The sequence below is a fragment of the Exiguobacterium sp. JMULE1 genome, assembly GCF_013337175.1.
Classification (GTDB): Bacteria; Bacillota; Bacilli; order Exiguobacteriales; family Exiguobacteriaceae; genus Exiguobacterium_A; species Exiguobacterium_A indicum.
In genome coordinates, this window is record NZ_SGWC01000002.1 from 684651 (window position 1) to 708138 (window position 23488).

Below are 23488 nucleotides of genomic sequence, written 5' to 3' on the forward strand. Positions count from 1 at the left end.
AAGGAGGAAATGAAATGCCAATCACAGCATTCGTTCACACACACGTCTTACTTTGGGTACTTTTATTGGTTACGTTCTTCGTCGCTTTTTCGATGTACAAGAACAACAAAAAAGCTGCAAAAGGGATTCATATGGCATTCCGTCTGTTGCTCTTATTGACGTTCGCGACAGGTCTTTATCTGTACATCAAAATTATGGGGATGTCTGAAAATCCAGACCCACTCTACCATGCGAAGATTACACTTGGCTTACTATCGCTCATCTTCGGAGAGTTGACACTTGTTCGACTTAAAAAAGGAAAAGCTTATTCCGGTTTCGTCATCGGATTCATCGTGCTCGTCCTTGTGACAGTATTCCTAGGCTATTCACTCCCATACGGTATGAAATTCTTCTAAGTTCATGCGGGATCAAAGAGTCCTTTTCGACCTCATAGGTTGAAAAGGACTCTTTTTGTCATGTTCGTTAGTAATTTTTGTTTACAAGTGGTTGTTATTTGGGAAAAGGGATGTATTAAACAGTAGAGAGGGGAACGCTTGTGGCACAGTTGAAGGAATGGACGAAAGTTTTCCGAGCACGAAAATGGATGAAACGCGCAGAACCGGTGTTACCACTTTGGCATGGGTATATCGGTTATAAATATGGATTATTCGATGCTCTTCAAACAGGAGCAACACAAGCAGAGGCACAGCTACGGATGCAGCGTCCGCTGACACAGGAAGCGTTATCCCGCTGGTTCGAAGTCGGCGTTGCAGTCGGTCACTTGAAGAAAAAAGATTTACGCTATACAGCGACTCGCCATGTTCTTCCGGAACTCTCTCAATCAGACGATCGGAGTATCGGATTCATGTTATCGGAAATGATGGAGTTGCACTTGCCAGCATTATTCTCTTATCCTCAATTTTTAGAAGAGGGTCAACAAAAGACTTTTAATGGAGAGGAACATGGAGACATCGTAGCTGAAACTTCAGCTCTCGTTGAGACTGTTGCTTTCCCAGCAGTACGCCATATCATTCGGAGTCGTAATCTGACCTCACTACTTGATATTGGTTGTGCTTATGGTGGGTATCTCCGTAAAATCCATGAGGCATTGCCGGACTTACGACTTGCCGGAATCGATATTGAAGAATCCGTCATCGCAGAAGCAAAACGACGAGATACGAGCGGAGAGATTGATTTTGTCGTTGGAGACATCAAAACGTTTGATGTGAAAGAGACATATGACGGTGTCATGATGAATAATATTTTGTATTACTTCCCGCAACCGGAACGCCTTGCACTATTAAAAGGAGTTCGTCGTTTCGTCAAGGATGATGGAACAGTCATTCTCGTCACACCATTACGTGACAGTTCACATGGTGCACCTTTCTCAGCAGCATTCAATGCCTTCATGACGTTGCATGAGAATCTGTATCCATTACCAAGTAAGGAAGAATTGAAAGAAGATCTAACGAAAGCTGGGTTTGAAAACATTTCGATCACACCATTCTTAAAAGAAGGTGCCTGGTATATCGTCACTGCAAACGCCACTTCCTAAGCGAAGTCTGGCGTTTTTACAGTTGGAAGACAGTTTAAATTTGTTGCTTTTACTATGTGCTTAGTATAATAGTTGAAACGATGAGAGATAAAAAGGAGAGATTTGGGTGAAGCGACGCGTAGCAGTGATTGGAGCAGGACCTGGGGGACTTGCATGTGCCTTGTTATTAGCAGGAAAAGGAGTAGACGTCACCGTTTACGAAAAACAAACGCAAGTCGGTGGACGAACTTCTGCCGTCAAGCTAGGTGACTATACGTTCGATCGAGGACCAACATTCCTTAATATGCCGCATATTTTAGAAAACGTTTTTCACGAAGCCGGTCTTCGGTTAGAAGATTATTTAGATTTAAAGGCACTTGATCCGATGTATACACTCTATTTCAAAGGAGGAACAGAGGAGTTTACGATGACGACGGATCGGGACCGGATGAAAGAGGCAATCGAACGACAATTTCCTGGAAACGGAGAAGGGTACGATCGATTCATGGCAGAGCAAGCACTTAAGCTTGGAAAACTCATGCCAATCTTACAGACACGTCACGATCGGCTGACGGATTACTTATCACCGCGTGTCTTAACGGCACTGCCACGCCTATCGCTCGGACGATCGCTTTATGATGTTTTATCCGATTACTTCACGAGCGAAGAATTGAAGTATTCCTTTACATTCCAAGCGAAATACTTAGGCATGTCAGCTTGGGAATGTCCGGGTGGTTTTTCGATCTTGTCTTACATGGAACATGCTTACGGTGTCCACCATCCGATTGGTGGGATGCATCAAGTACCGCTTGCAATGCAACGTGCGATTGAGGAGCTAGGCGGAACCGTACAGTTGGGTGCGGGCGTCGAACAATTGATTTTAAACGGAAAAGCTGTCGAAGGAGTCATCCTCGAGTCAGGTCAACATGAGTTATTCGATGAAGTCATCATCGGCGCCGATTTCGCACATGCGATGAATCATCTGGTGCCGGAAGGGGTTTTGAAAAAATGGTCCCGACCAAAAATTGACCGCAAAAAATTCTCGTGTTCGACGTTCATGTTATACCTTGGTGTCAACCGGACGTTCGATGCACCACACCATACGATTTACTTTGCAGAGGATTATGAGAAAAACGTTCGCGAGATGACGCAGACTTTAGAATTGTCGGATGACTTTTCATTCTATGTCCAAAATCCATCCGTGATTGATTCAACGCTAGCACCTGAAGGCAAGTCTGCTATGTATGTCCTAGTGCCGGTACCGAACAATTACTCGGAACTTGATTGGTCGATCGAAGGACCGAAGCTACGTCGCCGTGTTCTGGACGCTCTTGAAACGCGTTCACCATATCAAGGGATTGAAGCGGCAATCGAAGTCGAAGAGATGTTCACGCCAGACGACTGGGAAGCGATGGGGATTCATCAAGGCGCGACATTCAATCTCGGTCATCAGTTGACACAGATGATGTATTTCCGACCGCATAATCAATTTGAAGAGCTCGATCATCTGTATCTCGTCGGAGGTGGCACACATCCGGGTAGCGGATTACCGACGATTTTCGAATCCGCGCGTATTACGGCAGAACTCGTGCTCAAAAAAGAAGGGGTGCGGACATGAAGATAGGATTCGTAGGAGCCGGTGTCGGTACACTGCATGCAGCGCTTTTGCTGACAGCAAGACATCCTGGAGTCGAGATTACGATTTTTGAAAAAGAAGCGCATGTCGGTGGTCGATTACGATCCGTCGATTTTGAATCGGGTGGCCGCATCGATGAAGGTCCGACGATCGTTCTGATGCCAGGCAAGTTAAAAGAGCAGTTGGCAGAAGCCGGAGTTACGGGAGTAGAACTTGAACGGGTCGATCCATTGTATGACCTTCACTTCGACGATGGTACGGTCGTTACGAAAGTAGCCGATGTCGTGGATCAAGCGATCGCGATCGAACGTCAATTCGGTGAAGGTCGTGGATTTTATGAATTCATGCATCAAAAAGAAAAGGATTATGAGACGAGTGTATCGAAATTTTTAGAACGTGGTTATCGTCGGAAGACGGAGTTGTTGCACCCAGACATGATGCGTCCATTATTACAGATGCATGCTCTAGAGACTGCACATGACCATTTGAAGCGATACTTCAAGAGTAAATATTTGCGCATGGCATACAGTTTTCCGACATTTTATATCGGCGGAAACCCTTATACAACACCATCGATTTACGGTTTGATTCCGTACCGGGAACAAGCAGAAGGTGTCTGGTATGTAAAAGGTGGCTATTTCTCGCTTGCTGAACGCATGTACGACACATTAGTCGAACGTGGTGTCCGATTCGTCTTCGAAGCACCCGTTGAACGAATCGTCATCGACCAAGGACAGGCGAAGGAAATCGTCTTACAAGATGGCACACAGGAAGCATTCGATCAAATCGTATTAAACGGAGAGTTTCCATTGATGGAACGTCTTGTAGAAGGTAAACAACCTAAGACCTATACGCCTTCAGGCGGTACGCTACTGCTGTATTTCAAGATGAAAGGGAAAGTCGATTTACCGGTGCATCGCTTTTTGATGCCAAACGACTTGGAACCGCTCATGACGAATATCTTTAAAAAAGGACGATTACCAGAACATCCGGCAGTCTATCTGTTCCATCCGAGTCGGATTGACCGTAGTTTAACAGGAACAGACGATAGTGTCGTCTACTCATTAATTCCTTCTCCGCGAGGCTATGGTGTAGAAGATTATGAAGAAGTAGACTTCATTGAGACTGTACTTGAAAAAATCGAGCATCATCATCCGGGATTCCGGGAAAAGATACAAGAAATGAAGATTCGTACACCGAATGATGCACAGGCCTTTGGATTATATCAGGGAGGTAGTTTTGGGATTGCGCCGACGATTCGCCAATCGGCTGCCTTAAAGACACAGGCAAAACCGTATCCGGATATCGATCGATTATATGCCGTCGGTGCATCGGTGCATCCGTGTGGAGGAGTACCAGTCGTCATGATGGGCGCAACGATACTCGTAAACCGAATGGAACAAGAGATGGGGTGGAAACATGAATTCAGTGACGATCCAGAACGCGTATATCAAATGTGAGGAAGTCATTCAGTCCGGATCTAAGACGTTCTATAAAGCCTTTTCACTCTTACCAAAAGCAGATCGACAAGCTGTTTATGCCATCTATACATTTTGCCGGTTCCTCGATGATACCGTCGATGAGTCGGATACGCCGAAAGAGAGTTTACTAGCTTTCTTGAATGAATTCAAACGATTCCGTGATGGCGAAGTATTAGATAAACCGTTATGGATTGCGTTGGCAGACGTATTTGGACGTTATGAAATGGATGAGACACCATTCCTTGAGCTCGCGGAAGGGATGCGTTGGGATATCGAGAAAAATCGTTATCAGACGCTTGAAGAGACAGAGCAATACAGCTACTACGTAGCGAGTACGGTCGGTTTGATGTTGTTGCCCATCCTTGCACCGCAACAGCCTGATCTCCGTAAGTCTGCTATCGATCTTGGAATCGCGATGCAATTAACGAATATTTTACGAGATGTTGGTGAAGATGCAAAACGCGGCCGTATCTACTTGCCTCATTCATGGATGGAGACATACGGTGTCACAGCGGAGTCGTTACTCGCTGGTCGTCCTTCAGGAGACTTCATCGGTCTCTGGGAAGAGGTTGCACTTCGAGCAGAGCATCTGTATGACGCAGCGATTCCATCGTTTGAACGGTATCCACGAGAGAGTCGGCGTGCTCTGAAGGCTGCTGCCTTCCTGTACCGTGGTATACTCGATGCAGCGCGGGATAATCACTACGACGTCTTTACAAAACGGGCGTACGTCAGCCGTTGGCAAAAAATGAAGTTACTTGCAACGATTTAATACATGACCATAGAAAAAAGACCTTGGCGGGGACCAAGGTCTTTTTTCTATGGTCTGAGACCGGGGAGTCTCAGATTACTTCTACACCAGAGCGAACATCTGGACTACGAGATAGGTCTGTTTCGACCACGGGGATGGTCTTTTCTTTATCGAGCTATCTGTGGACCATTCGGATGAGACGATCTAAGGGGGAACGTCGTAAGTCATGCGAATGGACACACGATGAGTCACGTGATGAAATGGGTGGGTCCCATTTGATTTCGCTGGTTAGAAAAAGTAAGTTCTTCAACGCTCTTGACTCGGGGAAGTCACCTTGCGCTTGATTGAGGATGTGGGGTCAATCACTACCTCTTGAACTCGAAGTAATCGTATCAAATCTTAGTTGTCCGTACAAGTGATTGATATGCAATTCACATAACGTTCACAGGGTAGCGGCGACAGCGGAGACGATTCGTTCACTTGCTAGTTTTCCTGAAAGCGTCACCATTGGACTACCACCACCAGGATGCGTTGATCCACCGGCAAAAAACAAATTGTGAACATTCTTTGAACGGTTGCTCGGACGGAGGAAAGACGACCGGATGCCATTGGATGACAAGCCATACAATGAGCCGTGATAGGCAAAGAAGGTTTGTTCGATATCCTGTGGCGTGACCCGTTGCTCGAAGACGACATCGGAAGAAATATCAATTCCAAAGGACTGCAATCGTTGATTGATCAGTTGATCATACGTATCAAAATCAATCGCATGTCCAGTATCTGTTGCCGGTGCATTGACGAGCACGAATAAGTTGTCACCCGCTTGTCCCATTTCTGGTGCTGTGACGGAAGAATTCGAGATATAGATCGTCGGCTCCTCAGCGTAACGTTTTTCATCAAAGAGTGCCTTGAACTCAGCTTCGTAATCCGAAGAGAAGAAGACGTTATGATGAGCCAGCCCTTCGATTCGACGTGAGAGACCGATGCATCGGACGTAGGCCGAAATCGATGGTTCGACTTGAGCAGGTGTCGGATTTTTAAAATCAGGTCGTGCCGTTTCTGAGATCAGACGTGGATATTGTGTCAACAAATCACCGTTCATGACGACGAAGTCAACTGGGAGATATTCCAAGTGATTCAATTCAATTTCCGTTGCTTGTCCATCGACGACTTCGATCTGTGTCACTTCATCGCCAAGACGGAAGACGACACCTAGTTCTTTTGCACGTCGGGCGAACCCTTCTGCGATTGCTGTATTACCGCCATTTGTGAAGTAGACACCGTCATTTAGTTCTAAATGAGCGATTAAACTGAAGGTAGCGGGTGTTTGATACGGACTACTCCCGATATACGTCGCATAACGATCGAGTGCCTGAATTAACCCTTTATCCTTAAAGTAGTGCTTATGCAACCCATGAAGGTTTTGAAAGGGATGCACTTTCAACATGTCTCGCCAGAGGGAGGGGCGGATATACGAATCAATATTCGTAAAGAATTGTTGTTTTGCGATCGTATGCAACTTCGCCACTTCTTCTTGGTAACCCGTAATATCGTTCTTCGCCAACTGACCGTTCGTGAAACGATCTACTTCTGTCCGCATCGCTTCGCGTCCAGACGAGAATGTTAATGTTCTTCCGTCGGAAAAGTGATTGACCGTATGACGCTCAAGTTTCGTGAATGTAAAGTACTCATCGGGATCCGCACCGGATTCAAGAATGACAGACTGAAAAACTTCCGGCATCGTGATCGTGTTCGGACCAAAATCGAAGCGATGTCCTTCTGTGACGATTGGCATCATTTTGCCGCCGATATGTGTATTGCGCTCGATGACCGTGACGCGAAATCCTTTTGCTGCTAATGAGATAGCAGCGCTGAGTCCACCAAGACCGGCTCCGATGACAGCTATATGTTTCATGCTACTGATTCCTCCTTATGAATAGGTCCTACCCTTCCATGTGATTTCCCGTTTCCTAAAGCTTCGAATCATCGCACTTGCTAGCAAGATGACATAAAGGAATACCGCCAGTGGATGGAGCCACCAAACATGTCGGATTCGTGCCGCACGATCGATTTGAAATCGTGCTAAATAAAGAAGAATCAGTGCGAAACCCATCTGCCAGGATGGGTGGAGGATGAGATAAGGTAGGACACTTGCTTGAACCAAGTAAAAGAGTAGAAAGTATGATCCGACGATATAAGAATCGTTCATCCCACGAAAGACATTCTTTAGAAAACCTTGCCAGACTTCTTCGTTCGTGGCGTACATATCACAAGAGACTGCTGGGGCGACTTCGACGAGCGTCGTCGTCAACCCGTGTCGTTTAAACGTACGACAAAGTTCTAAATCGTCAACGAGAGCCGATTGGATGCTTTCATGTCCACCGACTTGGTCATACGCGTGTCGTTCGACGAGAACGACCATGCCGTTGGCTGCAGCAAACGCTGGATGCTTCACTTTGCGAAACGGAATCGGAAGATGTTGCGCGATAAGAACATGTTGCATTGGAATCAAACACTTTCCGAGAAACGTCGGTACAGGAAAGGACGGGAAACCGGAAAGGAAAACGGCTCGTTCTGTTCGTAACGTTCCGTATAAGCGACAAATCGCATCAGGTGTCAGTGTCACATCAGCATCGAGAAATAACAGATAGTCCTCTGTCGTTCGTTTCGCGAGTTGATGACATGCATGAACCTTTCCTGCCCAGCCTGCTGGTAAGGGAAGACCATCAATCACTGTAAAACGGTCGTCTTGACCAATCCGATCGAGCAATAACTCACGCGTCCGATCGGTCGAGCGGTCTTCATATAAGTAAACGTGCATCCCTGGTGTCAGAGCAGGTTCTAATGCGTCTAATAATTTTCGTACATTACGCTCCTCATTCCGTAACGGGATACAGATTGCTAGACTATCTGGTTGAACGGGATCCGTTAATCGTGGTAGAAAAGCTAAATTGATCCATGTATAGAGACAGACAGCTAGAGCGAAGAAGAGAAAGAACCAACTCATGACCGAAGTGCCCGTAACCAGCGCTCCGTTCGTGCAGGAAGTGGTTCCCTTCGGGTAGAGATACAGCGATACAAATCAACACGTTCCGCAATTGCATCTGCTCGAATGTCGTCGTATAAATCAGTTAGTTCTGCTGTCAGTCGTTTTGCCTGAGCACTTGACCGTTCGTCAGGTAATGGATGAAAGCGACGCGTCCGGATATAGACGTCCGGTTGCTGTTCATGACCATATGAATAATAAAAGGCGACGAGAGACACGTAATCCGTATGACGCGTCAAATGTGTGGCACCACTTGCTAAGCGAAGCGGACGGTCCTCTTGATGACGTTCTTCGCCTTGAGGAAACATCCAGACGCTGCTGCCATTTTGAAGTCGTTCTTTTGCATAATGAAGGCTTGTCTTGATATCAGCGAATGATGTCCGGTCAACAGAGAAAGCTCCGAGACGGGAGAAAAACGGGAAACGAGCAAGCCCTGCTTGATCAATCATGACATAGGGGTCGTGATGGAAACAGGTCTGATCCAAATGAAAAAGAATCATACCGTCCCACCAAGAACTGTGTGTAGCAAGCATGAGACCCGGGACAGGTAAATCGTCTGCTCGATATAAGACACGGTGGAAATGACGTCGGATCAAAGCATGATCGACATACGTATGAAATACGGATTCAGCTAATTTGCTTTTGTTTGCTTCTTTCAACGATAACCCCTCGTTTCACAATGAAATAGACGATGAATGCACTTAAGCTGACCAAAGTGACGCCATAGAGACCAGCAACTCCTGCTGTTACACCGAATAAAGTGTGCAACATCAAAAAGAGATACTGATTGTTTTGTTCGAGTGCGGCATCCGTCGCCTTGACTTGATATCGATTGATGAAAAAGGAAAAGACGAGCGCCGTTCCATACCACCCGAAGAAATTCTGTGTCGGAATGTCGTAATACCAGCCACCGTCTTGCCAAAGCCAATACGATTTCACGTTAGCAGCAACAGGATCGATCGCTAAATCGAGCCAGACGGCAAACAATGGAACGAGAATCAATGTACTATAGCGAAACGAGAACAAACGGGAGAAAGCGAGACTCGCCCCCATGACCGATAGCCATGCAGCCCCGATCGTAATCGGTACACCTAATAATTGGACACCGAAATCCGACTCGTAACGATATGTTCCGAACGGCCAACCGGTATGGACCCCAATCGACTCAATGATGATCGAACCAAAGAAGATAAAGGGGATGACAAGACGCCCCTTCGGTAAGACATGCCAAAAATAGAGAGCTGCGTATAAGCCGGAAGCGAATAAAAAGACGGCATTGGCCCACTCGAGCCAAGGGGGAAGTAACGAAAAACCGACTAAGATCAAGCCGATGGTGAACCAAATCGAAAAGAAAATCCAAAGACGTTTATGAAACTGCTCCATGCGTGACATTCCTCCATTTCCAAAATAGCTTCTGTCATAAGTATACCCATATATCTTGAAAACGAGCGAGGGAGAAGCGGTCTTATAAAAAAAGTGGTCCGGCTTCTCGCAAGAGAAACCGAACCACTTCCTATCATCATCCGTTTGAATGTTGTTTTTGCTTCTTCTTTTTGATGAACGAGAAAAGGAGAAACGCGATATACAACGGAACAGCAACGAACCAAAACGTCGACCACTCATTGCTACGCGCAATCATGACATACGTCACGTACAGCAACGTAAAGGTGATGACGAACGTATGGCGCGGAACGGGAATGTCTTTAAAACTTGGAATCTTGACACGACTGACCATCAAGAAGGCAAGACCTGTAAAGACGAGTGGGACCATCAAGTCGTTCATTCGTCCGCTAAACAACGTGACGACGGCCAAAATACCACCTGCCGCTGTAATCGGTACACCTGAAAAATAAGCAGATGCCACATTCGTTGCCGATAAATTAAAACGAGCAAGACGAAATGCGCCAAACAACGGGAACAGAGCAGAGATTAGTAAACCAACTTCTCCGAATTCATAGAAATACGTATAGTAGGCCATCATTGCAGGTGCGACACCGAATGTCACGATATCTGCTAATGAGTCCAGTTCTTTTCCGAAGTCGCCTGCTACACCAAGCATCCGAGCAAGACGTCCATCCAGACTATCAAGCATCATCGCGATGACGATTAGTAAGGTGGCATTTTGAAAATCACCTTTTGCTGCCATGACGATGGCTAAAAAACCACAATACAGATTTCCGAACGTAAATAGGTTGGGTATTGAATTACGAACACGATCTTTCCACAAAATGATTCCTCCTGCCACTTCATCGATACTACTCATCATACCATAATTAGGAGATGGAATTCAGCCGTTCGTAAAGAGAATCCCCTGAGTGAAAGATAAAAAATCATGAGGATTCAACCGAACTTGATGTCCACGTTTTCCAGCGGATATGATGATGAATGGTTCATGGATAGCACGATCCGATAAGAGAACCTGAAAATTCTTCTTAGCACCGATTGCAGAGACACCGCCTCGAATATAGCCAGTCAGGCCTTCTAACTCCTTCATCGGAACAAGCGCGACTTTTTTCGAATGCAATGCTTTAGCCGCTGCCTTTAGAGAGAGTTCTTCTTCCCCCGAAATGACGACGAAGACATATTTATTTTCGACCATTTTCAAAACAAGGGTTTTAAAAATGGTCGAAAGGGGGTAATTAATCTTTCTAGCGACGGCTTCAGCAGATAAATCATCAAGATCAACAGGATAAGTGAGGGATTCGAAGTCAATCTTAGACTGCTTCAGAAGCCTCTCGACGTTCGTTTTGCTCATGTGTTTCTCCTTTGACGAGTGAGTATTGGACCCATTTCCGTCCATGCCAACGCTTCATGGCGAAAATGCCACGGAACCATTCGTCAGCAGAGAAGGCAATCCAGATTCCAAGTAATCCAAGACCGAAACCAAGACCAAGCGTATAACTGAGGACGACCGCGATTCCCCACATCGATAGAATACCGATGGCGACAGGGAAACGAACATCTCCTGCCGATTTAAGAGTTCCCATGAGCACGATGTTCATCGCGCGACCTGGTTCAAGAATGACGCTTGCCCAGAGTAGTGGGATACCGATTGCAATGATTTCAGGACTCGATGTGAACACTGATAGAATCGATGAACCGAATGAAGCAAGAGCGACAGCTGAGATGAAGCTTGCGAAAACAGCAATCTTCAATGTTTTCACAGCACGTCCATATGCTTGTTCAAATTGTTGCGCACCAACTTGGCGTGCGACGAGTAACTGCGTTCCTTGAGCGATGGCAAGCGTGAATAGGAAACAAAGCATCGTGATGTTTGATACATAAACACGAGCAGACAACGCTGCTTCACCAATTGTTGCGATGAATCCTGTGATGATGAGTTGTGAGAATTGATAGGAGATCCCTTCACCAGCAGATGGGATTCCGATGTTCATGATTCGTTTCACATCTTCACGATTAAAATGAATCAAGTCTTTTACTGTAAAACGTAAAGAAAGTTTGCGGTAAACGACAAAGAACAACACAAGGACAGCGATTGTCCGGGCGACGACAATCGACCAAGCGACACCAGCAACACCGAGAACGGGAATGCCGAAGAGTCCAAGAACAGCGATGACGTTACCAAAAGCACTAACGAAATTCATGAGTAGCGTGACGTACATAGCATTTTTAGTGAATCCATGACTCCGGAGAATCGCACCCAGTGTCAATGAGATGGCTTCTAAGAAAAGGAATAGACCAACGATCTTAATGAACGTTTCGCCATAGACGAGCGTCTCTCCTTCTAACGAGAAAAATCCAAGAAGTTGTCTTCCGAACAACACGACGGTCAGAGAAACGATGAGACCGGTATACAAGTTAATCGCAAAAGCAGAACGAGCCGTTTGACGAGCGTTTTGCGTCTTTCTTGCACCGAGGTACTGACCAATGATGATCGTTGCACCGACCGAGGTGATGTTAAAGAGAATAATGAAGATATTCAAAATTTGATTGGATACACCGACTGCTGCAGCAGCGCTATCCGAGTAATAACTTAAAATCAACGTTGCAATGATCCCGAGGCTCATATGCAATGCAATCTCAATGAATAATGGCCACGTAATGTGGAATAAGCTTGGTTGCTTGACTGTTTTCATAAATAAATCCCCTTTGTTTCATAAAACGAATAGTGTTTCTTTATCTTTTTGAAACTATACGCCTTCGATTTTCATAATGAAAGAGGGTTTTTTGTCTTTCATCGAAAAAAAAGAGATTTAAAAGGATTTTCATAAAATATCACGAATACATCATAATGAACAATCATTCATTTTTTAAAGGTAGGGGAATCCGATGAAACGAGAAATGCATTATGTCGTCAAGGATCAAATCGCAACGCTAACGCTAGCTCGACCCAAACAACTGAATGCATTAACGTCGAATTTACTAGAAGAGTTGGCAGACGCTCTAGAAGAAGCGAATCAGGATGAGGAAGTACGTGTCATCGTCTTGACTGGTGAAGGACGTGGTTTTTGTGCAGGACAAGATTTGAAAACCGTCTCGCCTGAGCTCGATCATGGTGAATATCTACAACAGTATTATCATCCTGTCGTTCGGGCGCTCGCTAAATCGAAAAAACCGACGATCGCTGCCATCAATGGTGTAGCGGCAGGTGCCGGTTTGTCACTAACGCTCGCCTGCGATTTCCGGCTCGTCCACGCTGAAGCGAAATTATCGCTCGGATTCATCAATATCGGTCTTGTCCCGGATGCAGGAGCGCCGTATTTCTTACCCCGGCTAATCGGTGCGGCAAAAGCAACGGAGCTTGCGTTACTCGGTGACACGATTTCAGCAGAAGAAGCCGTTTCGCTCAACCTAGCAACACGAAGTATCGAATCAGAGAAATTTGTAGAAGAGGTCACAGCTTTTGCTCGTCAGCTGGCAGATCGTCCGACAAAAGTGATCGGATACATCAAGCAGCTGCAAGCAGCGAGTTATGAAAATAACTTGGAGGAAATGCTTGCTCAAGAAATCATCTATCAGTCACGTGCTGGAAAAACGGAAGACCATCGTCATGCTGTTGAATCCTTCATCGAAAAAAAACGCCCTGTTTTTGTCGGACGATGAATCGAGCATACTTTATAGAAGAAAGACGTCGGAAACGCACGATGCGCCGACGTCTTTTTAATTCAATTTCTTTTTGATTTTTCGTGCGGTCGCATGTGTACGGTTCGTCAATCCTGTAGAGATACGGAATAGTAGAATTCCAAGAAAAGCAGAAACAAAAATGTATATCCCGGTCAACGTCACGAATGCACCACTAGCGAGCGTGATGAAAAGTATCGAAAATTCACCACGTGGACCAAGACAAAAGCCAGATTCGATCGCATGATAATTCGATAAACCAAAGGACCTTCCGCCGAGGTAACCGACTAAGAATTTAGAGACGACTCCCCAAATGACAAGAGCGAAGAAAAATAGATCAATCGGTAATCCGTCAGTCAACTCGAATGACATTCCGAACGTGATAAAGAACAATGGTAATAATAAGTCTTGAAACGGAGTGACTAGTCGTCTAAGATAACGCGTCTCATCCAGTTCGGTTAACAGAATACCGATGATGAAGGCGCCAAGTACTTCTGACAAGCCGAATAAAATACCGATACCGGAAAATAACAAGATTAACCCGATGATTCCGATGCCGGCATCGGGATGACGATAGAGTGAATCGACGAGACGTTTCCGTCTTCGGATGAACAACGTCATGATGATTAAAGCAATGAAGAAGAAGCCAAATCCGAGAAAGATGATACTAATTTTTGCTACCGAGAACGTCTCAGTCCCTAAAACGAACGGTGCCGTCGTCAGTAGGATCGGTGCCATCAAATCTTCGAAGACGAGTAGGGACAGCACGAAGCGATTCACATCCTGATGTTTATCCGGTTCCCGATCGAGCAGTCGAGCTGAAATCGAAGAACTCGTCGCATACAAGACACAGCCAATTAAAAACGATTCGGCGACTGAAAAGCCAAACGATAGGGTCAACAGGATAGTCCCACCAAACGAAAGTAGAATATCGATGACTCCTGCTTTCCAAATGGAACGGAGCTGAATCAGCAAGTCCGCCACTGAAAATTTTAGACCGAGTAAAAAGAACAGGACGATGATGCCCGCTTCTCCTCCGAGTTTCAGCTCTTCGGGAGGGTCATAATAAAATCCAAGGACGATTCCGATCAAGATGAAGGCCAGAATACTCGGAACATGGAATCGTTCACTCAAATAACTGATCGTAAATAAGCCGATGAGGATGAGACCGGCGTAAAAGAAAATTTCCATGGAGGATGTCCTCCTTTCTGTACCCTATACCCTAATTCGCTGGCATTCATTAACTCGTTTCTCTCCTGGAGAACGGATACACAAAAAGCCTGGACACAAAACTTCTTTTTTAGAAGGTGAGTGTACAGGCTTTTAGATGGTTATAAGACTTGAACGATCGTTCCAGAATACGCAGGGAGAGAGACATCAAGTGTCTGTTGGTGCGTGTTCGTCAATAAATCAAGCCCTCGACCAGCTTGTGGAGCGGTCAATGAAACAGGAACATCTGAATTGTTGAAGTAGATATAATACAATCCTTCCGGGCTCATGCGACGCATGATGATTGTATTCGTCTCATCATTCGCATGAACGAAAGAGATATGTCCTTTGTTCGCAAGAGTCTTATGTTGCTTTCGAAGCTGTAACAAGTGTCGCGTATAGGCGAATAACTCTTGATCCTGCTCCTCTGGATCCCATGGCATACATTTTCGGCAGCCTGGATCTTGATCGCCATCGAGACCGATTTCATCACCATAATAGATGACGGGACTACCTGAGAACGTCAACATTGATAACAAGAGAAGACGAAGCTTCTGTTTGTTATTGCCAGCACGCGTCAACGCACGCGGTGTATCGTGTGATCCGATTAGATTGAAGGTCACTTCATTGACATTCATCGTGTTTGAGAACAACACATGCGACATATCGTTCGCATACGAGCTTGCTTTAGTCTTATCTAAGGCAAAGAAGTTCAAAGCGGCATTCGTAAATGGATAGTTCATGACGGCGTCAAACTGGTCACCGAGCAACCATTCCTGTGAGTCATGCCAAATTTCACCAAGGATATACGTGTCAGGGTTGACTTCCTTGACGACTTGACGGAAATCACGCCAAAATGCGTGATCAACCTCGTTGGCGACGTCGAGTCGCCAGCCATCGATTCCGAATTCTTCGACCCAATAGCGGGCGACATGGAGTAAGTATGACTTTACTTCATCGTTCTCGGTATTGAATTTCGGCATCTCAGGTACGAAAGCAAATGTATCGTAGTTCGGTAGCGGCTCGGTCACGAGTGGGAAATCACGCAGATGGAACCATTCTTTATAGGTGGAACGACTACCATGTTCACGAATATCAGCGAATGCTTTGTGGTGGAAGCCGGCATGATTGAAAACGGCATCTAGCATGATACGAATGCCATGTGCGTGTAACAAATCGACCATTTCCTTGAATTTCTCTTTCGTACCGAACTGCGGATCAATTTCTAAGTAATCGATTGTGTCATATTTATGATTCGATTTCGCCAAGAAGATAGGGCAGAAGTAAATACCAGTGATACCAAGTTCAACGAGATAATCGATGTGATCGATGACCCCTTGGAAATCTCCACCGAAAAGATTCGTCGTCGTCGGTGCTGTACTATTCCATGGGAGTGTACCAGCTGGATCATTCGTCGTATCGCCATTTGCGAAGCGATCTGGGAAGATTTGATACCAAACCGTATCCTGGACCCAATCTGGTGCAGTGAATACGTCGACTGCATTAAGAAAAGGAACGCAGAAATAGTAGCCAGTATCATCGAGCGGTTTTTCGTCGAACCATCCACGTTCCGTGAATACATGACTCGTTGAACCGTCATGGAGACGGAAACCATATCGTAGACGACGGAAGGGAGGTACGACATCGATGAACCAATAATCGTATAACTCATCTGATCCACTTCGCTTCATCGGTGTTTCAAATGTATTCCAGTAGTTTGATTTTGAGGGATCGAAGTTCCAATCGGCAGCATCCGGATTTTCAGTATGCCAATCGTATGGATCGCCCCATATCAAATCGACGCGATCAACGTCATTTTTTTTCGTTTGTAAACGGATGTGGATTGTTCGCTCATCATATTTATAGACGAACGGAGACATCGCACGGTGAAACACAGCTTCTTTGAACATGGCAGTCACTCCTTAACGCAATCGCTTGCATCATATTGATTATGTCTTCGACCTAAGAATAGTAAAGCGCTTTCTTAAAGTCAATTCCAATCCCGTGAAATCAAGGATTCCTGATAAAAGTCGAGAGTATGATGCAATCGTTTGCATCATGTTGTGCAAACAATAAAAATGAAAACGTTTTCTTTTTATGCACTTATTCTATCTAGCATTTGATTCAAATAATGAAATCAAAAATAAAAAGTTTTTGAAATGTAAGAAAATAATTGAATAAAAGGACTTGTCAAAAGGATTTTAGATTGTATAATAAAAATGTAAAGGTGATGCAAACGTTTTCATAAAACGCTTACAACCACTCGGTTGTTATCATGAGAAAATGGTTGTGCCTTTATGCAAACGTTGTGCATTAAAACTTATCATTCATAAGTTAACTTGGGGAGGAAATTTCAATCATGGAAATGAAAAAATTCGTAGCAGGTCTCTCTGTATCTGTCATGGCAATCGGTGCACTTGCAGCATGTGGCGGTGGATCAGACTCTGAATCATCATCTTCAGATTCAGGTAGTAAAAAACCAAGCAAGATCGTCATCTGGGAAGACACTGAAAAAGCTGAAACGACTAAAGCAGCAGCTAAAGCGTTCGAAGAAAAAGAAGGCGTCAAAGTCGAAGTCAAAGAAGTTAAGATGACAGATCAGCAGAAGAAAGTAGCACTTGACGGACCAGCAGGTAAAGGACCGGATATCATGCTTCTTCCACACGACCAAATCGGTACAGTCGTTGACCAAGGCTTGATCGCAGAGCTCAAGGATGGCGAAAAAGCACTTGAGCCATTCATCGATACAGCGAAATCAGCAGTAACGTTTGACGGTAAAGTCTACGGATATCCGAAAGCAGTTGAAACACCAATCCTCCTTTTCAATAAAGATGAATTAAAAGAAGCACCAGCTTCAATGGACGATCTGTACAAGATCTCAACAGAGCAAAAGAAAGACGGCAAATACGGATTCCTCGCGCTTTGGGATAACTTCTACTTCGCACACGGTCCAATTGGTGGCTACGGCGGATATGTCTTCAAAGACAACGGTGGCAAATTGGATCCAGCAGATATCGGCTTGAACAACAAAGGTGCTGTCGAAGGTATGGATTACATCGGCAAGTGGTACAAAGAAGGTCTCTTCCCGAAAGGTCTTATCGGTGGTGGCGGTGGTCAAGCACTTGACCAACTCTTCGGCGATAAAAAAGCTGTTGCTGTCATGAACGGTCCATGGGCAGTTGCGAGCTATAAAGAAAAAGGCATCAACCTCGGAGCTTCAGCTCTTCCGAAACTTCCAAACGGTGAGCCGATTAAAACATTCGTTGGTGTAAAAACATACGCGATTTCAGCATACTCGGAAAATGCAGAGTGGGCTGAGAAGTTCTTGGCATCACTCACTGGTGAAGAGAACGCGAAAGCAATGTTCGAAAAATACAATGAGATCCCACCAGTCACTGCGCTTCAAGAAGATGCAGCAATCAAGGATAACGAAGTCGCAGCAGCAGTCTTCGCACAATCACAAAACGGTGTGCCAATGCCGAACATCGCTGAGATGGGTCAAGTTTGGGAACCAATGGCAGCAGCACTCCAGCTTGTTGCAACAAACAAACAAGACGCACAAAAATCAGCTGATGATGCTGTCAAACAAATCAAGCAACAAATCGAAGCTAACAATCAATAAGCGTAAATGGAACGCGTGAATCCATGAAAAAGAGATAAAGAGAGGGGGATCTTGGATTCCCCCTCATCTTTATGGTTGGAAGAGAAGCCTGAGGTCAGACATGACCTTTGGAAAGGAGAACGGACGATGGCTGCGATTGCAACACCACACCCGACGAATCCAACGCCTGAAAAAAAGACGAACCACCGCACGATTGCGGCGCTGATGTCGATCATTCCAGGAGTAGGACAACTATACAATAAACAATTCCTTAAAGGCGCGACATTTTTTGTCGTCGTACTATCATATTTTCTCGTCAACTTTGAACTGTTCTTCAAAGGAGCCGGAAATGGTCCTGGCGATCGCGGAGCGATCTGGGGCTTGATTACACTCGGTGAGGTACCAGGCGTAAGGGGGGATCACTCGATCTTTCTAATGGTCGAGGGCATCATTGCCTTGATTTTACTTGTCTTTGGTATCGCCATTTACGTCTGGAACTTTATCGATGCGTATCGAATCGGTAAGTTGCGCGACATGAACCTCGAAGTACCTTCCTTGAAGATGCAACTACGGAACTTCCGCGATAATGGATTCCCGTATGCGATGTTGATTCCTTCGTTAGTACTTTTAGTGTTCACAGTCGTCTTACCGTTGATCTTTACTTTCTTAATTGCTTTTACGAACTATAAGTTCAACAACTCGCCTCCAGCAAAGCTGGTCGACTGGATCGGGATTCAAAACTTCTTGAATATCTTTACGGTTGATATTTTCCGCGATACATTCGTCAGCGTTCTTGGTTGGACGCTTGTCTGGACCGTCGCTTCGACGACAGGTGTCATCGCAATCGGTATCGGACTTGCAGTCTTGCTGAACCAAAAAGGACTCAAAGGAAAACGGTTCTTCCGTTCCATCTTGATCCTGTCATGGGCAGTACCAGCCTTCATCACGATTTTGATCTTCCGCTCGATGTTCAATGAGACATTCGGTGTCTTCAATACGACATTGTTACCAGCGATCGGTCTTACTGACGGTGTCGACTGGATGACAGATCCGACGTATACGAAGCTTGCTTTGATCGGGATTCAGTGGTGGTTAGGTTTCCCATACATCATGACACTGACGACGGGAATCTTGCAGTCGATACCAGAAGATCTTTATGAGGCAGCAACAATCGACGGAGCGACAGCAGGAGAGAAGTTCCGCTTGATCACATTGCCGATGATTCTTTTCGCAACAGCACCGATCTTGATCACGCAGTATACGTTCAACTTCAATAACTTCAATATCATCTATCTCTTCAACAACGGTGGACCGGCAGTGCCGGGTCAATCGGCCGGTGGAACGGATATCTTGATTTCGTGGATTTACAAATTGTCGCTTGGCGCGAACCCGCAGTATGGATTCGCAGCAGCGATCACGCTTGTGTTGTCGTTCTTCATCATGACGATTGCCGTCATTCAGTTCAAGCGTTCAAAATCATTCAAAGATGAGGATATGATCTAATATGAGAAAACAAAACCGAATCAACATGGCGTTGTCATATCTCATTTTGACGGTCGCCTCCATCATTATCGTCTATCCACTCCTTTGGGTCGTTGGTACTTCACTTAACCCAGGGAAAAGTATTACATCGGATATCTTCCCAAGTAATCCGACTTTGATTCACTACTTCGATTTGTTCGATCCATCAAAAACGGATTATGGCATGTGGTATTTAAACACAATCAAGATTGCCGTCATCACGATGGTCGTCTCCGTCGCTCTAATCACGTTAACAGGATACATTTTTTCACGCTATCGCTTCGTCGGTCGGAAAAATTCACTGATCTTGTTCCTCGTGTTGCAGATGGTACCGCAATTCGTTGCCATTATTGCGATTTATGTCTTGCTTAATATGTTAGAATTGTTTGATACGCATCTGGCGCTTATCCTACTCTACTCGGGTGGAGCGATTCCAATGAATACGTATCTTGCAAAAGGATATTTTGATACGATTCCAAAAGAACTCGATGAGGCGGCACGGATGGATGGTGCCGGTCACTTACGAATCTTCTGGCAAATCATCTTACCGCTCGCAAAACCGATGGTCGCCGTCATCGCGTTGTTCAACTTCATGGCACCATTCAACGACTTCATTTTAGCATCGCTCGTCCTGCGTTCTCCTGAGAAACAGACACTTGCGGTCGGGTTGTACAACATGGTGTCGGAGCAGTTCGACAATAACTTCACGTTATTTGCGGCAGGTGCCGTATTATCAGCAGTTCCAATCGTTCTTCTCTTCTTCGCATTCCAGCGCTTCTTCGTGTCTGGATTGACGGCTGGTGGAACAAAAGGATAATCATAAGGGGGAAATCAGCGGCATGAGACGAGGCATAATGCTTCTCCTCTTGCCGCTTCTCTTGTCTATCGGGCTTCAACCGATGACGGGTGAAGCAGCAGGTTGGGAAAAAGAACGAATGTATTTCATCATGGTCGACCGGTTCGAGAATGGCGATCCGAGTAATGATAAAGAGGCGGATCCTGAAAATCCAAAAGCGTTCCAAGGTGGCGATTTAGCAGGCGTGACGAAACGTCTCGATTACATCAAGGAAAAGGGATTCACTTCGATTTGGTTAACGCCGATCTTTAAGAACCGTCCGAACGGTTATCATGGATACTGGACGGATGATTATTACGAGATTGATCCGCACTTCGGAACAAAGGAAGAGTTTAAACGTCTCGTCAAAGAAGCGCATAAACGGGATATCAAGGTCGTCCTTGATCTTGTCGTCAATCATTTAGGACCAAATCATCCGATGGTGAAAGAAAAACCGGAGTGGTTCCATAAAAATCAACCGATCATGAACTGGAATAACCCGTCGGAAGTCGAGAATAACTGGCTGTTCGATTTACCGGACTTCAATACGGAAAATCCAGAAGTCGTCGATTATTTAGTTGATGTCGCGAACTACTGGGTCGATGAAACGGGTATAGACGGATACCGGCTCGATACAGTTCGCCATGTGCCAGCCTCATTTTGGGAAACGTTTATCCCAGCAGTCAAAGAAAAGCATCCAGACTTATTCTTGTTGGCTGAAGTATTCGATGGAGATCCGCGAAAAATCGCGTCCTATTCAAAATTAGGTTTTGATTCCGTGACGAACTTCCCGTTTTATTATGGAGTCAAGGATCAGTTTGCCCGCAAAAATGGTTCAGCGGAAGAGCTCGATTCAGTTTATAATCGAGATACTACGTTTAATCCGAATGCCAAGGGACTTGCAACCTTCATTGATAATCATGATGTCAAGCGCTTCATCACGGAAGCAAAGATTGGTGGAGCAGACGAAGAGGAACGGCAGCTTCGGTTGGCGCTGTTCGCACTCTATGCTGCCCCGGGGATGCCGATCGTCTACCAAGGAACAGAGGTGGCGATGCCAGGTGGCGAGGATCCTGGAAACCGGATGATGATGACATTTGATCAAAACAAGAAGATGCAACAGTACGTAAAAACGTTGAACGAGATGCGTCAGGACTACCCAGCGTTTGCAACAGGGAAGCAACGCTTGATCGCAAAAACCGATCATATGGCAGTCTACTCACGGGAGACGAAACAACAACAAGTCGTTTACGCGATTAATCTTGGAGAAAAAAAGACGAGCTTACGCGTGTCTGCGAAAGAAATCGGTGATGATCAGCGTCTAAGAGGACTTTTATTCTCAGACTTGGTGCGTCAAGATGGTGACGCCTATGAGATCACGCTTGATGCAAATAGTGCGAACAGCTATGTCATCGAAAAGTCACAAGTCAACTGGTGGTCGATCATCGCAATTGGTGCGATTGCTCCGATTTTAGCGCTCATACTTCTTCTCGTTCATCGTAAACGCATGCAACGTCAAACAAAATAAAATACTTAACTAGGGGAAATGTGAGGTGAAGGGGATGCAGGTAACAATCAAGGATGTAGCACGGGAAGCGAATGTCGCACCCTCGACGGTATCACGCGTCATTGCGAATAGTTCACGCATCAGTCAAAAGACGAAGGAACGGGTGCGGCAGGCGATGGATGAGCTCGGATATTATCCGAACGTTCATGCACGCAGTCTAGCGAATCGAACGACACAGGCGATCGGTCTCGTCATGCCAAGTGCTGCAACGAAAACACTACAAAACCCGTTCTTTTCGGAGGTCATTCGAGGAATCAGTACAAAAGCGCATCAAAATGGATATTCGCTCTATATGACGACAGGTGTCTCGGAAGAAGAAGTATATGAAGGTGTCGTCTCGATGGTTCAGGGCCGTCGTGTCGATGGTGTCGTCGTACTGTATTCCCGTACGGATGACAAAGTCGTTCAATTTCTACAAGACTCGAAGTTTCCGTTCGTTGTCGTCGGAAAACCATTCAGTGATTCATCACATGTCACGTATGTCGATACGGATAATTATCTAGCCGGTCGCGAAGTGACGAAGTACTTGCATCAACTTGGGCATGAGTGTATCGCATTCGTAGGAGGCGCACAGGACCTAGCTGTGACGCAAGAGCGTGTCGGTGGCTACAAGACGGCTCTCATGGAAGAGGGCATTCCGATTCAAGAGTCCTACATCGTCAGTGCACCATTCATGACGACAGGAGGAGCTGAGGCAGTCAAGCGACTGATGTCGCTTGAACATCCGCCTACGGCTGTCGTCGTTAGTGACGATATGATGGCACTTGGTGTCATGAGTACACTGAATGAGATGGGTATCGGTGTGCCGGATCAAATGGCCGTCGTCAGTTTCAATAACTTGTTCATCGCAGAATTCTCAAGCCCACCGTTGACTTCTGTTGAAATCAATATTTTTGGACTTGGTTTTGAAGCGACGAATTGTTTGATTGAACAAATCAATGAAGATGCGACCCCTTATGGAAAACGCGTCATCGTTCCGCATTATCTCGTCGTCCGTCAGTCTTGTGGCGGAAAATCTGAAGCATGAAATGATAGTCTATTTTTAAGCCGATTGGTTTGAAAATAGACTTTTTTTGATTCAAATGGCTATCGATTTCTAGTAAAAGGAAGCGGTTGCAGAAAAAGAAATTTATTTTCGTGCAAACGATTGCATTGATGCTTTTTATGTGTACAATAAAGAATGTATAGTATAGATGAAACGCTTACATGATCAGGGTGACCGACATGCGTAGCATAAAAAGGAGCG

General features: G+C 45.4%; 20 protein-coding genes. 11 read left to right on the forward strand and 9 right to left on the reverse strand.

Translation table 11 applies throughout. From position 1 onward, the window contains the following. Positions 1–14 precede the first annotated feature (14 nt). From EXW93_RS03705 to EXW93_RS03725, 5 genes are all read left to right on the forward strand, one after another. A complete protein-coding gene (locus tag EXW93_RS03705) occupies positions 15–395 on the forward strand; it encodes a DUF1516 family protein (RefSeq protein ID WP_023467392.1) in 381 nt (126 codons plus the stop codon). Positions 396–535: 140 nt separating this feature from the next. After that, positions 536–1534 (forward strand): class I SAM-dependent methyltransferase, encoded by a 999-nt coding sequence (locus EXW93_RS03710; protein ID WP_023467393.1) that lies wholly within the window; start codon positions 536–538, stop codon positions 1532–1534. A gap of 106 nt (positions 1535–1640) precedes the next feature. Then, the gene (locus EXW93_RS03715; RefSeq protein WP_035398449.1) at positions 1641–3131 is read left to right on the forward strand and encodes a phytoene desaturase family protein; all 1491 of its coding nucleotides are present in this window, start codon (positions 1641–1643) and stop codon (positions 3129–3131) included. Continuing rightward, a complete protein-coding gene (locus EXW93_RS03720) occupies positions 3128–4609 on the forward strand; it encodes a phytoene desaturase family protein (RefSeq protein WP_023467395.1) in 1482 nt (493 codons plus the stop codon). The genes EXW93_RS03715 and EXW93_RS03720 overlap by 4 nt, the downstream gene beginning before the upstream one ends. Next, positions 4569–5402, forward strand: coding sequence for a phytoene/squalene synthase family protein (locus EXW93_RS03725; RefSeq protein ID WP_023467396.1), 834 nt, complete (start codon positions 4569–4571; stop codon positions 5400–5402). The genes EXW93_RS03720 and EXW93_RS03725 overlap by 41 nt, the downstream gene beginning before the upstream one ends. A gap of 421 nt (positions 5403–5823) precedes the next feature. Here the strand turns inward: EXW93_RS03725 and EXW93_RS03730 are convergent, their stop codons facing one another. From EXW93_RS03730 to EXW93_RS03760, 7 genes are all read right to left on the reverse strand, one after another. Further along, the gene (locus EXW93_RS03730) at positions 5824–7296 is read right to left on the reverse strand and encodes a phytoene desaturase family protein (RefSeq protein ID WP_035398446.1); all 1473 of its coding nucleotides are present in this window, start codon (positions 7294–7296) and stop codon (positions 5824–5826) included. Positions 7297–7311: 15 nt separating this feature from the next. Then, positions 7312–8388, reverse strand: coding sequence for a glycosyltransferase family 2 protein (locus tag EXW93_RS03735; RefSeq protein ID WP_023467398.1), 1077 nt, complete (start codon positions 8386–8388; stop codon positions 7312–7314). Further along, positions 8385–9086 (reverse strand): lysophospholipid acyltransferase family protein, encoded by a 702-nt coding sequence (locus EXW93_RS03740; protein ID WP_058712897.1) that lies wholly within the window; start codon positions 9084–9086, stop codon positions 8385–8387. Before EXW93_RS03740 ends, EXW93_RS03735 begins: the two co-directional genes overlap by 4 nt. Then, positions 9055–9810, reverse strand: a complete 756-nt coding sequence (locus tag EXW93_RS03745; RefSeq protein WP_023467400.1) for a carotenoid biosynthesis protein — start codon at positions 9808–9810, stop codon at positions 9055–9057. The genes EXW93_RS03740 and EXW93_RS03745 overlap by 32 nt, the downstream gene beginning before the upstream one ends. Before the next feature lie 136 nt (positions 9811–9946). Continuing rightward, positions 9947–10693, reverse strand: coding sequence for a CDP-diacylglycerol--serine O-phosphatidyltransferase (gene pssA, locus EXW93_RS03750; RefSeq protein WP_174316042.1), 747 nt, complete (start codon positions 10691–10693; stop codon positions 9947–9949). Positions 10694–10714: 21 nt separating this feature from the next. Continuing rightward, complete coding sequence (locus EXW93_RS03755) at positions 10715–11182, reverse strand: aminoacyl-tRNA deacylase (RefSeq protein ID WP_035398441.1); 468 nt, start codon at positions 11180–11182, stop codon at positions 10715–10717. Beyond that, complete coding sequence (locus tag EXW93_RS03760; RefSeq protein ID WP_055966974.1) at positions 11142–12524, reverse strand: MATE family efflux transporter; 1383 nt, start codon at positions 12522–12524, stop codon at positions 11142–11144. Before EXW93_RS03760 ends, EXW93_RS03755 begins: the two co-directional genes overlap by 41 nt. Positions 12525–12717: 193 nt before the next feature. On the opposite strand from EXW93_RS03760, the gene EXW93_RS03765 reads away from it, so the two are divergent. Continuing rightward, entirely contained in the window at positions 12718–13491 is a 774-nt protein-coding gene (locus EXW93_RS03765) for an enoyl-CoA hydratase/isomerase family protein (RefSeq protein ID WP_035398437.1), read from the forward strand. A gap of 57 nt (positions 13492–13548) precedes the next feature. Here the strand turns inward: EXW93_RS03765 and EXW93_RS03770 are convergent, their stop codons facing one another. Then, positions 13549–14700 (reverse strand): cation:proton antiporter, encoded by a 1152-nt coding sequence (locus EXW93_RS03770; protein ID WP_055966971.1) that lies wholly within the window; start codon positions 14698–14700, stop codon positions 13549–13551. A 140-nt stretch (positions 14701–14840) separates the two neighbouring features. Then, positions 14841–16628, reverse strand: coding sequence for a glycoside hydrolase family 13 protein (locus tag EXW93_RS03775; protein ID WP_058265058.1), 1788 nt, complete (start codon positions 16626–16628; stop codon positions 14841–14843). Positions 16629–17083: 455 nt separating this feature from the next. Between EXW93_RS03775 and EXW93_RS03780 the strand changes: the two genes are divergently transcribed. The 5 genes from EXW93_RS03780 to EXW93_RS03800 all read left to right on the forward strand — a co-directional run bounded on the left by EXW93_RS03780 (position 17084) and on the right by EXW93_RS03800 (position 23269). Beyond that, entirely contained in the window at positions 17084–18340 is a 1257-nt protein-coding gene (locus EXW93_RS03780) for an extracellular solute-binding protein (protein WP_174316741.1), read from the forward strand. Between the two features lie 126 nt (positions 18341–18466). Continuing rightward, entirely contained in the window at positions 18467–19822 is a 1356-nt protein-coding gene (locus EXW93_RS03785) for a carbohydrate ABC transporter permease (RefSeq protein WP_023467408.1), read from the forward strand. A 1-nt stretch (position 19823) separates the two neighbouring features. Continuing rightward, a complete protein-coding gene (locus tag EXW93_RS03790) occupies positions 19824–20657 on the forward strand; it encodes a sugar ABC transporter permease (RefSeq protein ID WP_023467409.1) in 834 nt (277 codons plus the stop codon). A 22-nt stretch (positions 20658–20679) separates the two neighbouring features. Continuing rightward, complete coding sequence (locus tag EXW93_RS03795; RefSeq protein WP_035398431.1) at positions 20680–22203, forward strand: alpha-amylase family glycosyl hydrolase; 1524 nt, start codon at positions 20680–20682, stop codon at positions 22201–22203. Between the two features lie 34 nt (positions 22204–22237). Further along, complete coding sequence (locus tag EXW93_RS03800) at positions 22238–23269, forward strand: LacI family DNA-binding transcriptional regulator (protein ID WP_035398727.1); 1032 nt, start codon at positions 22238–22240, stop codon at positions 23267–23269. Positions 23270–23488 lie beyond the last annotated feature (219 nt).